General features: G+C 57.0%; 11 protein-coding genes. 4 read left to right on the forward strand and 7 right to left on the reverse strand.

The genetic code is table 11. The annotated features are described in order from the left end of the window. The first annotated feature begins 36 nt into the window (after positions 1–36). From FHT71_RS13000 to FHT71_RS13015, 4 genes are all read left to right on the forward strand, one after another. Positions 37–975, forward strand: a complete 939-nt coding sequence (locus FHT71_RS13000) for a sugar ABC transporter substrate-binding protein (protein WP_183719954.1) — start codon at positions 37–39, stop codon at positions 973–975. A gap of 62 nt (positions 976–1,037) precedes the next feature. After that, on the forward strand, positions 1,038–1,832 hold the full coding sequence (locus FHT71_RS13005; protein ID WP_246717992.1) for an ATP-binding cassette domain-containing protein: 795 nt from the start codon (positions 1,038–1,040) through the stop codon (positions 1,830–1,832). A gap of 47 nt (positions 1,833–1,879) precedes the next feature. Next, the gene (locus FHT71_RS13010) at positions 1,880–2,263 is read left to right on the forward strand and encodes a VOC family protein (RefSeq protein WP_183719957.1); all 384 of its coding nucleotides are present in this window, start codon (positions 1,880–1,882) and stop codon (positions 2,261–2,263) included. Between the two features lie 219 nt (positions 2,264–2,482). Continuing rightward, the gene (locus FHT71_RS13015; protein WP_183719960.1) at positions 2,483–3,658 is read left to right on the forward strand and encodes an FAD-binding protein; all 1,176 of its coding nucleotides are present in this window, start codon (positions 2,483–2,485) and stop codon (positions 3,656–3,658) included. 65 nt (positions 3,659–3,723) lie between these two features. Here the strand turns inward: FHT71_RS13015 and FHT71_RS13020 are convergent, their stop codons facing one another. The 7 genes from FHT71_RS13020 to FHT71_RS13050 form a co-directional block, all read right to left on the reverse strand. Further along, the gene (locus tag FHT71_RS13020) at positions 3,724–6,039 is read right to left on the reverse strand and encodes a methyl-accepting chemotaxis protein (protein WP_183719962.1); all 2,316 of its coding nucleotides are present in this window, start codon (positions 6,037–6,039) and stop codon (positions 3,724–3,726) included. Positions 6,040–6,246: 207 nt separating this feature from the next. Next, positions 6,247–7,575 carry a D-serine ammonia-lyase gene (locus tag FHT71_RS13025; RefSeq protein WP_183719965.1) on the reverse strand — a complete coding sequence of 443 codons (1,329 nt, stop codon included), beginning with the start codon at positions 7,573–7,575 and terminating at the stop codon, positions 6,247–6,249. A gap of 43 nt (positions 7,576–7,618) precedes the next feature. Next, positions 7,619–8,377, reverse strand: a complete 759-nt coding sequence (locus FHT71_RS13030) for an amino acid ABC transporter ATP-binding protein (RefSeq protein WP_210294160.1) — start codon at positions 8,375–8,377, stop codon at positions 7,619–7,621. A gap of 24 nt (positions 8,378–8,401) precedes the next feature. After that, the gene (locus FHT71_RS13035) at positions 8,402–9,526 is read right to left on the reverse strand and encodes an amino acid ABC transporter permease (protein ID WP_183719968.1); all 1,125 of its coding nucleotides are present in this window, start codon (positions 9,524–9,526) and stop codon (positions 8,402–8,404) included. Further along, on the reverse strand, positions 9,523–10,734 hold the full coding sequence (locus FHT71_RS13040; protein WP_183719971.1) for an ABC transporter permease subunit: 1,212 nt from the start codon (positions 10,732–10,734) through the stop codon (positions 9,523–9,525). Before FHT71_RS13040 ends, FHT71_RS13035 begins: the two co-directional genes overlap by 4 nt. A gap of 54 nt (positions 10,735–10,788) precedes the next feature. Then, positions 10,789–11,820 (reverse strand): transporter substrate-binding domain-containing protein, encoded by a 1,032-nt coding sequence (locus tag FHT71_RS13045; RefSeq protein WP_183719974.1) that lies wholly within the window; start codon positions 11,818–11,820, stop codon positions 10,789–10,791. Positions 11,821–12,083: 263 nt separating this feature from the next. After that, complete coding sequence (locus FHT71_RS13050; RefSeq protein ID WP_183720358.1) at positions 12,084–12,980, reverse strand: LysR family transcriptional regulator; 897 nt, start codon at positions 12,978–12,980, stop codon at positions 12,084–12,086. Positions 12,981–13,013: the final 33 nt, after the last annotated feature.

A 13,013-nucleotide genomic window follows, 5' to 3' on the forward strand; every position in this document is an offset into this window, starting at 1 on the left:
CCGGCGAGAAAATCGCCTCAACTGGGAGAAACTGAGATGAAAATGACAAGACGCGTTCTAGGAGCAGCGGCGTTGTCCTTCCTGGCGGCAACAGCATTGACGGCTCCGGCTAATGCCGAAGGAAAGAAAATCGGCGTTATGGTTTACAACGTCGGTGTTGACCCATGGATGAACGTCGCCGTCAAGGCCATGGAAGACAACGCGAAGAAGCTCGGTTACGACATCACGATTACCGATGGGCACAATGACATCGGGCAGATGAGTTCGGCAATCGACCAGTTCGTCCTTCAGGGCTACAACGCCATCATCGTGGCGCCGGCCGATCCCGACAGTCTCGTAGGCAGCATCTCCAAGGCGGTAGAGGCGAAGATCCCCGTTATCGCGTACTCTCTTGCTGTCTCTCCTGATGCAAATGCGACATCGTTCGTCGGCTCCAACGAAGAGCATATCGGCAAGCTGCATGCCGATTACGCAATCAAGGAACTCAACGGCAAAGGCAATGTTGCAATCATGACGGGGATCCTGGGAACCGCGCCGCAACTCGGCCGGGCCAAGGGAGAACACGACGCGCTGGCCGCTGCACCTGGGATCAAGATCGTCGAAGAGCAGGCTAACGACTGGGCTCCGGATAAAACCGTTGCTCTGATCCAGGATTGGTTTTCCAAATACCCCAAGGGTGAACTCAACGCCGTTTTCGCTCACGGCCCCGAACTTGTCGCCGCAGCTGAATATGCCAAGTCGCAGGGTCGCGACGAGGTAAAGTTCTTTGCAGTTGACTACCCCGAAGATGCGCGTCGTGCTATCAAGGAAGGAACGCTGACGGCGACCGTTTCGCAGAGTCCGGCGAAACTCTCCGAGCTGGCGGTACAGGCCGCTGACAAGGCGATCCGCGGTGAGAAGGTCGAGCCAAAGATTATCATCGACAACACGCTTATCACCAAAGACAACGTCGAACAAATCCAGGCCGATTATTAAACTTGGGGGATGTCTGCGTCTCAGGGTGCGGCATCCCACTGTTTTGTGGGAGGAGAATAACAATGCATATGTCTGTCGTGAAGCGGGACGAAGAAACCACTAGCCCGAGCGCTGTCGTACCGATAGTCGAGGCCGTTGGCATTGCGAAACATTACGGCGGGGTCACAGCTCTGTCAGACGCAAACCTAAAGGTATTACCAGGAGAAGTCGTCGCGATCGTAGGCGATAATGGCGCAGGGAAATCCACGTTCGTCAAAATCCTTTCGGGCGCACAGCCAAGTTCAGAGGGGAAGGTGCTCGTCTCTGGGCGGGAGATTACTTTCCATCGTCCTAGTGACGCGCGTGAAGCAGGGATCGAGACGGTCTACCAGGACCTTTCTCTTGCCGAGCACCTGGACGTTTTGTCGAACCTGTTCCTGGGCCGCGAGGAATTCTACTTCAAGTTCGGCGGCCTCAGCATACTTAACCGAAAGAAGATGACGGCTCGGGCACAAAAGCTGCTAAGCGAGATTGGGGTCAATGTTCCTGGTGTCCGCGATCTCGTTGGTGGTCTCTCTGGTGGCCAACGTCAGGGTGTTGCGATCGCCCGTGCCGCCGGATGGGGTTCGCAGCTAATCATCATGGATGAGCCGACCGCCGCTCTTGGTGTGCAGGAAACCGCTCATGTCCACGACATTATCAGGGGCCTTCAATCGCGTGGGGTGGCCGTACTCCTCGTAAGCCACAACATGAAGCAGGTCATGGAGCTTAGCAACCGTGTGTATGTCTTCCGGCGGGGGAGGATTTCCGCGGAACTTCAGACTGCCAACACAACGACCGACGAGATCATCTCATACATAACCGGGGCGCGTGGCTAGGTTATGCTCCACCGGAATATTGCCTGAAAGGCTAGAATGGAAAGCTGATGCCGATTGCTCACGTAGCGCTTTGGACGACCGATCTTGAGGGTACCGCTTCGTTCATGCGGGAATATTTCGACGCTGACGTAGGTGAGCTGTATGAGAGCAGGCGCCGGGCCGGATTTGCCTCTCGGTTCGTCGCGTTGCCCTCCGACCCCGTCAGGATCGAGCTGATGTCGGGACCGTGGGTCGAAGAAGTGGATTATGCAGAGAGAAGGGGTTGGGATCATATCGCCATTTCTCTCGGCAGCGCATTAAACGTTGATGAGTTGGCGGCTCGTTGTGAAGCGGAGGGGATGCTTATCTCTGCCCCACGCACCACTGGCGATGGGTTCTACGAAGCCGTGATCGAAATGCCTGGCGGAATCAGAATAGAAGTCACTTCGTAGTGGAGTGGTAGGTTTCCAGGGACGTCACGGCGACGCACAGCCGTTCCCCGACAAACGTTTAGCGAACGGCGCCAACCGACGGATGTTCTCGTTGATTTCCCGACTATCAAGTCGAGCTGAAGAGCTTGGAAAACCGCCAATCAACCTGGAGAGACACGTTGTTCGGATTGGTTTGCGGTGGCCTGCTCTAATACAATCTCTTTGACGAGCGGCTTGGATATGAAGTATTTTCCATCATCGGAAACGGAAGCCCAGGAAATTCTCGAGGAGAGGCTTGCAGCGCGCGACCCAATCCGAATTGTCGGCGGCGGCACCCGAGGGAATTACGATTTCACAGCGTGCGACACGATATCGGCATCTCTGATGACCGGAATTGTTAAGTACGACCCAGCCGACGGTATAATGACTGCGAAGGCGGGCACACCGCTCCGGCACATCAACGAAGTTCTGGCGAAAAACGGGCAGTGCCTCGCCTTCGAGCCTATGGACCATCGTCCTCTTTTGGGAACTCGTGGTGAGCCGACAATTGGCGGCACTTTCCTTAGTAATAGCTCCGGACCTGCTGCCTTCACAGCGGGATCTGCGCGTGACCATTTGGTGGGAATGCGCTTTGTGGACGGTAGGAGCCGTATAATCACCTTCGACGGTCCGCGTATGAGCGAAATGGATCGAAACTTCCGCCTAAAGTCTATGGCAGGCTCGCGCGGTGAGCTGGGCTTCGTGACAGAACTAACGTTCAGGGTGACGCCGCGTCAAGCCTTCAGCAGCACCGTTGCAGTAGTATGCGCTAATGATGAGCGCGCGGCGGAGATCATGGCTCACGCTGTGAGATTGCCCCTGGCGATCGACGGCGCGGCTTTCGTTCCGCCCGCAACCTCGGAGGTCCTACCATCGGCGGTGGGTTACCGCGGAGCGGTCTTGCTAAGGATCCGGGGAGCAACAGGAGAGATCAAGGCTCAGCGCTCGCTAGCGCTCAGAGATAATCTGAAGCCGTATGGCGATTTACATATTTTTGAAGGTGAAGGATCCGACCGATTGTGGGAGGCAGTCGGGAACGTCCGCGCTTTCGCCAGAGATCCATCCACTCATCTTTGGCGAATAGAGGTTAATTCGGCAGCCGGACACAAGTTCTGCTTGGCTATGAAACGTATTGCTAAAGTTGAGGTGATTTACGACTGGCAGGGCGGACTTGTCTGGCTGCAGGCCGCTCCGAACCTCGACGGTTTGACTATTGGTTGCGAAGTCGCGGCCGCCGGGGGGGGACACACAGCCTTGGTCAGAGGGCGGGCTCATATGCCGCGTTTCGACGATCTTACTGGTCAGGCTGGCGATGTGTTCAGCAGAATGAAGGCGGAGTTTGATCCGCATCGCCTCCTCGTTCCCGCGTATGATTAGCTCTCCGCTAGCGTGTGCCCCGAGAGTGAGGCCTTGACCACCCGTTTGAGGGCGGCCGAATGCATTCAAAGCCTTTCCGAAGCAGCGGCCGCGGTGGCGCCCTTTGGGTGATGTCCTCTCGCAATAAGATGATCCTCAGCATGTGATCTGGACGAGGCTTGCATACGGGCAGCAATTTTAACAAGGCTCGCTACATTGCTCGCAGTGTGTGAGGTGGTATCGAAGCGGCTCGCGAGCTGGTTTAGCCTTCGGGCTTCTTCGTCGAGTGCCCCACTGGCCGCGGTAGTCTCCTCGACCATTGCCGCATTCTGTTGGGTAACCTGATCCATGTGATTGATGGCCTGGTTTATTTCCTTCAAGCCGTGAGCTTGCTCGTTGGTCGACGTCGATATCTGATTGATTAGCGTGTTGATCGACATCACTTGGTCGGAAATATCCTTTAGCGCGCTTCCTGCCTTGCCGACTAGGTCCACCCCATACTTTACCTGGGCGGCGGACTTCCCGATCAATTCCTTGATCTCCTTAGCCGCCATTGCCGATCTCTGTGCCAGCTCCCGTACTTCTTGTGCCACCACAGCGAAACCTTTACCGGCTTCGCCTGCACGAGCAGCTTCGACCCCGGCGTTCAAAGCGAGCAGATTCGTCTGGAAGGCGATCTCGTCGATGACACCGATAATTCTCGAAACTTCGACTGAAGACTGTTCGATCCCGTGCATAGACGAGATCGCTCGACTTACGACGCCGCCGGACGTCTCCGCTTCCTGGCAGGCCAGATTAACGCTTTCGGCCGCCTTTTTGGCATTTCCCGCGCTCGATGTGACCTGCGTGGTGAGTTCGTCAAGCGCTGCGGCGGTTTGTTCCAAGCTTGCAGCCTGCTGTTCAGTACGTCTCGCAAGATCTGAAGCGCCGGTGGTTATTTCAGCTGTACCGGAAGCAATTTTGGACGCGCTTTGAGAGAGAGTTCCTATCGTTTCATCTAAACTTTGGAGCGCACTGTTGAAATCAAGTTTCAGTCTCCCGTACTCTCCCGGGAAATCCTCGTTGATGCGGTAGGAAAGGTCGCCGGCGGAAAGCGCTGCCAGACCGTCGGCGACTGCCGAAACGATACGACGTTGCAGAGCTACGGAGCTTGCTCTGTCCTCTTCCGATCTTTTCCGCTCGTATTCCGCCGCCGCTCGGTGGGTGCTCGCTTCCGTTTCGAGGCGGCGACCATCGGCAAGCCCGAAGCGAAAACGTTCAAGTGCTTTAGCAACCGAACCGATTTCGTCCTCTCGACCGACACCGCGTATATCCTCGTCGTATTTGCCCGATTCGAGACGCTGAATGTCTGCCATCAAAGTGGTCAGAGGAGTTTTTACAAATGCTCTGGCAGCCGCATAGAGCACTGCAACAGCGGCAAAAAGAACGAGCAAGCCACCGAGTGCCAGTATCAACGTCTGTTGGTTAACCGCAGACGCCACTATCGCGTTTGGGACATCCACGATGACCACCCAATTGGTCTCAAGACCGGAGATCGTGAACGGATAAAGGATGCGCGTGTAGCTGGCGTTTTCCACCTGCTGCATTACCGCTGGTTCGAGTGTACGAAGAGCCGCTCTGACTTCCTCGGTTCCCTCGCCGGAATATGGTGTTAGCGACTCCGCTCCTGACGGCGCGACCAGCCAGTTGTTGTTTTGAGCCACCAACAACACTCGGCCTTCACCGAATGGCCGCTTTTTGCCAACGTGCTTCATCAAGGCATCGAGAGAAATATCGATTCCTGTGATGCCCAGAAGTTTTCCGTTTGCTTCAATGGGAAATGAAATGGTTGAAAGTGGCAGTTTCAAATCCAGAGCCATATAAGGTGCCGTCATCAATGGCTTCATCGTCGATGTAGCTTTGGTCCACGATTCCTCGCCATAGAAGTCATCAAGCGCCAGCTGCGAAATAGTGCCGTCTTGACCCTTCAGCCACCCAGTAGCAAAGGTGCCCTTGGCGTTCGAGCCCTTTTGTAGATTGCCAGCATACTCTTGCGCCTTGCCGTCAAAAGCTCCAGGTGCTTCCATAAACCAGCTCTCGAGCGCGAGGGAATTATTCGCGGCTACTGGTTTCAACATCGCGATCAGCGCTTCTCGCTGCAGTGTCCCGCCAGAATATATCGACGATATTGTGCTCGCGGCTGACCTAGCGCTCGCAGAAAGAACGCCCAGCTCCGAGTTAACCTCGAAAGCTATCGCTTTTGCCTCCGACTCGGCCTTCGCGATGGCGTTAGCCTTTGTCTCGGACCGCGTCTTTTCGACAAGCACGTAGTCGGACGCACCGAGGAGGACCGCGATAGCTGCACCCGTCACGAACAATAATTTGCTTGATATTGATCTCGTGATCAATCTTCCCGTTTTCATTTGCTTGCTCCAAAAACCCGCGACTGACCGACGCTGGATCAAACATTAGAATACAATACATAAATTACAGTAAACGTTTACTTGTTTGCGACAGGCGAAGTGGCGATGGCTCAAAGCCACGACCGAGAAGCCTCGACGGCGGCGTTGTCAAGCGCCGTAGTCGTCCACCGGGATCCCGGTAGTGGGGAATACGCATTCCCTTTGAGGCTACTTCGCCTTCAAAATCTCCGCTTGGCGAAGAAAAGCTTTGAACTGTTCCTCCGGAACGAAGGACCCCCCTGTGGTCCAAAGAACGTGTGTCGCGCGGTTCATTTTATCGGTAATGTGCTGTTCGCTCTGAAAACGTTTACCCTCCGGGTGATGAACAAGAAACTCCGGACCGAGCAGCGCGGCGGCCGCGGACGGTTCAAGTTTCTGGTGCTGCGCAGTCCAAGCCATGCGCAGGAGCTTGAAAAGGTCGTCGTCCGCCACGGTGAAAACACCGGCCAGCATCTCCCGCATAACGGTCGCAACAAAGGCGGACATGCGCGCAACAGCCATGCCGTCCGCTTCCGTCTTGTTTGTGAGGCCGACATCGTAGACCGAGACCAGTTTCTGCGAGCCGGACATCATGTGGACCAGCGCGCACGGCGATTGGACAGGCTCTACGAAGAATGCATGCACGTTGTCACCGAAAATCGCCTTGGCTCCGAAGGCTACGCCACCGGGTGCGCCACCGATGCCGCAGGGCAGATAGAGGAACAGCGGCCTCTTGCCATCAACGATGATTCCGCGCTCATTAAGCTGCGCCGCCAGCTCGGAAGCTGCCGCGCTGTAACCCAGGAAGAGGTGCCGGGACTGCTCGTCATCCACGAAGTAGATCGTTGGATCGGCATCGGCGACCTCTCGGGCGTTCTCCACGGCAGTCGTGTAGTCTGCTTCATGCTGCACAACCTCGACACCAAGCTTGCGAAGACGCTCGACCTTCCACGGCTTCGCATCTGAGGACATGTGGACGGTGGACTTGAAGCCGAGGGAGCGCGAGGCGATGCCGACGCTAAGGCCCAGATTGCCCGTGCTGCCGACCGCGACCGTGTATCTCGAAAAGAACGCCCGGGCTTCTTCGGAAGCCAGCTTCCGGATGTCTTCGCCTTCGGCGAGAAGTCCGTTGTCCCGCGCCAGACCTTCCGCGAACAGGAACACCTCGTACACGCCTCCGCGGGCTTTGACCGAGCCCGCAACGGGAAGGTGGCTGTCAGCCTTGATGAAAACGTTCCCGAATTCCCGACCGCGATAACCAAGTGCGTCGCGGAGTTGCTGGAGCTCGACCAACTCGGAACGGATTTCGCCGTGTGTGGCCCGTAGTTCGGGGAAGCAGGTGGCGAGGAGCGGCGCGAGGCGCTGCCAGTTTACCCGGGCGCGCTGGACGTCCGCAGGTCCGATCGGCAATTGCGCGGACTCGATCGCTTTCGGACGATATTGCGGATTGAGCCAAAGTGTTGGACGGGCGGCTAGCACGTCGTCGAGGACAGGTTCGGCAGGCAGTGTCGCGTTCATTTGCATCTTATTTGCTTCCGTAGTGGGACCGATGTCTCTGCGATCAGTGCTTCAGCACCCGCGCTAAGAAGGAGCGCGCTCGGTCGTTCTTAGGATCGTTGAAAAACGCGTCAGGCTTGCCGATCTCAAGAATCGATCCCTGGTCGATGTAGACGACGCGGTCGGCTACTTCCCTCGCAAAGCCCATCTCGTGCGTCACGACCATCATGGTCATGCCGGAGGCCGCAAGCTCGCGCATTACATCGAGGACTTCGCCCACCATTTCGGGATCAAGGGCGCTGGTCGGCTCATCGAATAGCATGAGGTGCGGTTCCATTGCCAAGGACCGGGCGATTGCCACGCGCTGCTGCTGGCCGCCAGATAGTTGGGCAGGGTATTTGTGAGCCTGCGATCTCAGGCCGACGCGGTCGAGAAGCTTAATCGCTGTCGCCTCCGCTTCCTCGCGGCTTTTCTTGCGAACCCGCATAGGGGCGATGGTAATGTTCTCCAGCACCGTCTTATGCGGGAAAAGCCCGAACTGCTGGAATACCATGCCGACGCCCTTGCGAATCGCGGCCAGCTCGCGCTCGCCGCCAAGCTTCCGATCCGCTTCCACGGGCATCTCGAAACCATCCACGACCAGGCTTCCATGCTGGAACATTTCGAGGCCGTTCACGCAACGGATCAGGGTCGACTTACCAGAACCGCTGGCACCGAGGATAACCATGACTTCTCCGCGGGTAACCGCCAAATCGATGTCCTTCAGCACATGGTGAGCACCGTAGAACTTGTTCATGCCCTTCATTTCGACGATAGCGTCCATCTGGTGTCTCCATTTTTCATCGGCTCAGCGACTACCCGTCGCCATGTGGTCCTCGAGCTTGCGCGCCGCATAGGTGATCATCGAGCCGATCAGAAAATAGGTTACGAGGAGAAATGAAAGGACTTCGAACGTTCGGTCCCCGTATTGCGGGTTCGCGAGGATCATTTGCCCGGCACGCAGGAAGTCAGTCAGGCCGATGATGAACACTAGAGGTGCGCAGTTGAAGATGTCTAGGACGTTACCGACGAGAGGGGCGACGACAACACGCAGCGCTTGAGGCAGAACGATCGAGCGATTGATGTCGAACTCGCTCATGCCGAGCGAGCGCGCAGCTTCCGTCTGGGCGCGAGGGACTGCCTGAAGGCCACTTCGAACGTATTCAGCCACGTAAGCGGCATAGAAGAGCGTGAAGCCGATCATGCCCCGTCCTACGTCCGCCAAGCCCCATTGTGGCACTAGCACGGGCATGAGAATCCAGATCCAGTAGACGACGAGGATGAGAGGCACCGAACGCATCACTTCGATGTACCAGGTGCATATAACCCGGAGACTCGACAGGCGGCTCTGTCTGCCGAAGGCGAGCAGAATGCCGATCGGCAGCGAGAGAACTGATGTCACAAGCGTCAGGAGAACACTTAGCAGCAGACCGCCCCATAAGCCGACCCCGGGAGGCGCCATGATGGCTACGATGACGATGGAGCCCGTAAACGCTACTGCGGGAAGTGCTTTCCTGGACAGGGGTACATACGATGTGAGGATCCAACTGAGAACGGTCGCTCCGACGATCCCGGTCGCGGGCAGGGCATTTCCGATGCCGCCGTCTATGATCAGAAGCAGCGTGGGCACCAGCAGCAGGACGAAACCGTGGTGTGGTCTGAAGAAAAAGACGCAACCGAGCCCTGCGCCGAGAATTGCCCCGATGATTGACGATGCGGCCCATGCGCGCCAGGCCTGGTCCGCAGGAAACACGCCGATCATAAGGACGCGAAGGCTCTGCACGATGATGTCCCAGTTAGCCGATGCGAACGCCCAGTCCGCAACGGAGTAGGCGAGCCAGAGGAACCCGGGGATGACAAGGAGCGACAGGACGACGTCTAACGGATCGGCGAAGAGGTTATGACGCGCCCATTTGATCGAGGTGGTGATCATGGTGAAACTCCCATTGGATTCAGACGTCGACTGGTCCAGGAGACGATGGTGCTGATGATCCAGCTGAGGATTAGATATGACAGCATCACGATGATGATGCCCTCGAGGCTATGACCCGTCTGGTTGGCGATCGTTCCGTAGATGTTGAAAAGATCGGGATAGCCAACAGCGATGCCTAGCGCCGTGTTCTTAGTCAGGCTGATATACTGATTGCCGAAAGACGGCAGGACGACCCGGAAAACTTGGGGAAGTACGATGTCGTTGATGGTGTAGCGGCGGCTCAAGCCTAGCGAGGCTGCGGCTTCCCACTGCGACTTCGGAAGGGCGTCGATCGCACCGCGGACGGTTTCCGCGATGAACGAAGCGCTGTTCACGACAATCGCAACCAGGAGCGCCGCCATTTCGGGGCTGATGCTGGTTCCGCCGCTGGCCCTGAACTTGTTGGCGATAGGAAAGTTCACCGCCATGCCACCCGTCACGAAGAGGAAGACGAGGAATACGACGGCTGCAGCGACACAAGCGCGACGCATGCCCTTGATGGGGTCGAAGATGGCTCCGAGTACGGAAACCAGGGTGAGCGTTACGAGCGCCAATGAACCCGTGGAGTCGCTGCCCGCCCACGAAAGAGCAGGGACATAGACGCCCTGCTGACTCACAATCAAGCCGTAGAAGTGTGCGGCCGAAGCCATAGGGGGAAAGCGGAGAACGACGGCGAAGTACCAGAACACAAGCTGGATCAGCAGGGGCGTGTTGCGCACGAACTCCACGAGCCAAAAACAAAGGTTCCGCACAACCCAGTTGGTGGAGAGGCGGCCCACGCCGAGCATCGTGCCGAGAACGGTGCTAAGGAAAATTGCGAGGATGGCGACCTTAGCGGTGTTGAAGATGCCGGTGGCGAACGCCGAGGCGACCGTCATGTCAGGCGAAAAGAGCTTGAAGTCAGGAAGGGTGTTCTCACCTGAGGTCAGCGTCCAGCCTTCGCTGATGTCGAAACCTGCGGTGTTGGCGAGGAACGAGAAGCTGAAGCGAATTCCCTTTTCGGCAAGACCTGACCGAACCGCATAGGCCAGAAGTCCGAGGAGCGTTACGAAGACGGCGATGATACCGAACTGAATGGCCTCGTGTCGGATGCGGTTGCGCAGGCGCCGCGACTTCAGGGCATCATGGTCTACCATGCTGTGCACCGCACGCGAGTCTTGGATTGTCATTTTCAGCTCCCGTAACCGGTGGGTCGGAGAGGTTGCCCCGACCCTCGGCATGCATCAGTTCCAGAGCGGGGAGTAGATTGCTCCACCCTGCGTCCACAAGGCGTTCGGCGTGCCCTTGCGATCGAGATACATCTTGGTCTTGGGACCAAGGTTGCGGTCGTAGATGTCGCCATAGTTACCGACGGCCTTGATCGCCTGAGCAATGAAATCGTCGGAAATGCCGAAGTCCTTGCCGTAGCCGCCGCCGACGCCAAGGAACTTCTGAATGAACGGATCTTCGCTCTTCAGCTTTTCGGCCAGATTGGCCTGGGTGATCTCGGACTCCTCGGCCTGGAAGAGACCGTATTCGATCCAGCGCAGCGCGTTGCGCCACTTGGAGTCGTTGGCAGCCACGAAGCCACCGAACGGCGACTTGTCCAGCGTATCCGGGAGGATCAGATAGTCGGCGGGCTTCGGTGCATTCCCCGCCCAGGCGGCAAGGGCTGATTTGTCGGTGCTCATCGCATTGCAACGACCCGGGTTGAGGGCGGAGAAAAGCTTCTCGAGATTTTCATAGGTCAGGACCTTGGAGTCCTTCCAACCACGCGCCTTGAATGCAGCAGCCAGAACGGTCTCGGTGGCGGATCCCTGGGTGGTGCAGATTGTTGCACCATCGAGATCTGCGAATTCCTTGATCCCGGCATCGGTTTTCACCATGAGGCCGGTACCGTCGTAGAAGTTGATCGGCAGGAAATCGATCGCGATTGACGATTCGCGCGCCGGTTTGATCGTGGTGTGGGCGAAGACTACATCGACCTGGCCGGTAAGGACTGCGTCAAAGCGGCTCTTGTCGGTCACCGTGATGAACTTGACCTTCGAGGCGTCGCCGAGAACGCCGGCGGCAACCGCTTTGCAGAAGTCGACGTCGAGCCCTTCCATCTTACCCGAGGTCGTATTCAGGTAGCCGAAGCCAGGAGCGGTGTTGTCAGTGCCGCAGTTGAGCACGCCACGCTGCTTGACGGTGTCAAGTACGGAAGCGGACGTATGTGTCGCTGTGAACGCAACGCCTGCAAAGACGCCCGCGGTAAAGATTTTCAGTAGATTCATCAAGGTTCCCCTTTCGGACGCGATAGCGACGGTGACGCCAAGTAATGAGCGCTGGCCCTCATCGAAAGTCACGGTTGGACGCAGCGGCGTTGTCGCCGTTCTGAATGCGCCGTCCCCACTGCGAGCCACGGTCCGCGTGCTATCTTCGCTCCCAGCCCACCATTGGCATAAAGACCATAGAAAGCGCGTCCATTCAAATCTACTTAATTCTCCTTGTGGGATACATTAGCAAATCTGATCGTTCTGGAATTTGCGGAAGTTGCCTATGAGAGTGGCGGCTTCTCGGCCATACGCGCAAGAAAGGCCTGCAGGGCAGGGCTGCGCTTCTCCTCGCGCCGGAAGGCGATAAAGATTCGCCGCCTGATCTCTGGCACTACGCGACAAACCCAGACGTCGTCCAGATCATTGCTCGCTCTCAGGCCTGGGACGATCGAGATCCCGTAGCCCTTCCGAATAAGCGCGACCGTTACTTCAAACCCTTTGCAACGGGAGACGATGTTCGGCTTGAAACCGACATCCTGGCAGGCTTCGACGAGCATTTTGGTATAAGTATCGGAGGCAGTATCGATAGCCCATCTCTCGTCCCTCAGCTCTCCGAGGCTGACAGTCGGCTGACCCGAAAGCCTGTGTTCGTTAGGGACCATAACATTGAAAACGTCCTCCATCAGGAAGATCGTTTCGAAATTTGGATCGAGAGCTCCAGGCGGCATATTTAGGTCGTCGATGATCGCGACATCCGTCTGCCAGCTCCTTAGCGCTGCCACGCTTTCGGCTGGTTCCATTTCGTCGAATTGGATTGTAAGATGTGGGTAGCGTTGAGCAAGGTCGAAAACGACCTCCGGGATGACTGCTGCTGCCACCGAGGGAAACGCCGCTACCCGAAGTTCGCCGGATACAACGCTCTTAAGTTCAGCTATATCGGCTTTTGCGGCTTCAACCTCGATAAGGATCCGCTCCGCCCTCTGAACCAGTTGATAACCAGCGGGAGTCATCACGACGCCCCGGCCGCGTCGCTCCACAAGTCGGATACCCACCTCATCTTCGAGCAACGATATTTGTTGCGACACGGCGGAAGGAGAGACGTGGAGTGCTTCTGCAACCGCGGCCATCGTCTTTCTGATGGAAAGTTCGCGCAAAGCCCTCAAGCGTCCGATGTCCATATTGCCTCGCTGATCATTCATTAGTATCTCTGA

It is taken from the genome of Rhizobium sp. BK060 (assembly GCF_014193145.1).
Lineage (GTDB): Bacteria > Pseudomonadota > Alphaproteobacteria > Rhizobiales > Rhizobiaceae > Rhizobium.

Coding starts and splice junctions, on each gene's coding strand:
- FHT71_RS13000 (WP_183719954.1), top strand. CDS start 37: ATGAAAATGACAAGACGCGTTCTAGGAGCAGCGGCGTTGTCCTTCCTG.
- FHT71_RS13005 (WP_246717992.1), top strand. CDS start 1,038: ATGCATATGTCTGTCGTGAAGCGGGACGAAGAAACCACTAGCCCGAGC.
- FHT71_RS13010 (WP_183719957.1), top strand. CDS start 1,880: ATGCCGATTGCTCACGTAGCGCTTTGGACGACCGATCTTGAGGGTACC.
- FHT71_RS13015 (WP_183719960.1), top strand. CDS start 2,483: ATGAAGTATTTTCCATCATCGGAAACGGAAGCCCAGGAAATTCTCGAG.
- FHT71_RS13020 (WP_183719962.1), bottom strand. CDS start 6,039: ATGAAAACGGGAAGATTGATCACGAGATCAATATCAAGCAAATTATTG.
- FHT71_RS13025 (WP_183719965.1), bottom strand. CDS start 7,575: ATGAACGCGACACTGCCTGCCGAACCTGTCCTCGACGACGTGCTAGCC.
- FHT71_RS13030 (WP_210294160.1), bottom strand. CDS start 8,377: ATGGACGCTATCGTCGAAATGAAGGGCATGAACAAGTTCTACGGTGCT.
- FHT71_RS13035 (WP_183719968.1), bottom strand. CDS start 9,526: ATGATCACCACCTCGATCAAATGGGCGCGTCATAACCTCTTCGCCGAT.
- FHT71_RS13040 (WP_183719971.1), bottom strand. CDS start 10,734: ATGACAATCCAAGACTCGCGTGCGGTGCACAGCATGGTAGACCATGAT.
- FHT71_RS13045 (WP_183719974.1), bottom strand. CDS start 11,820: ATGAATCTACTGAAAATCTTTACCGCGGGCGTCTTTGCAGGCGTTGCG.
- FHT71_RS13050 (WP_183720358.1), bottom strand. CDS start 12,980: ATGGACATCGGACGCTTGAGGGCTTTGCGCGAACTTTCCATCAGAAAG.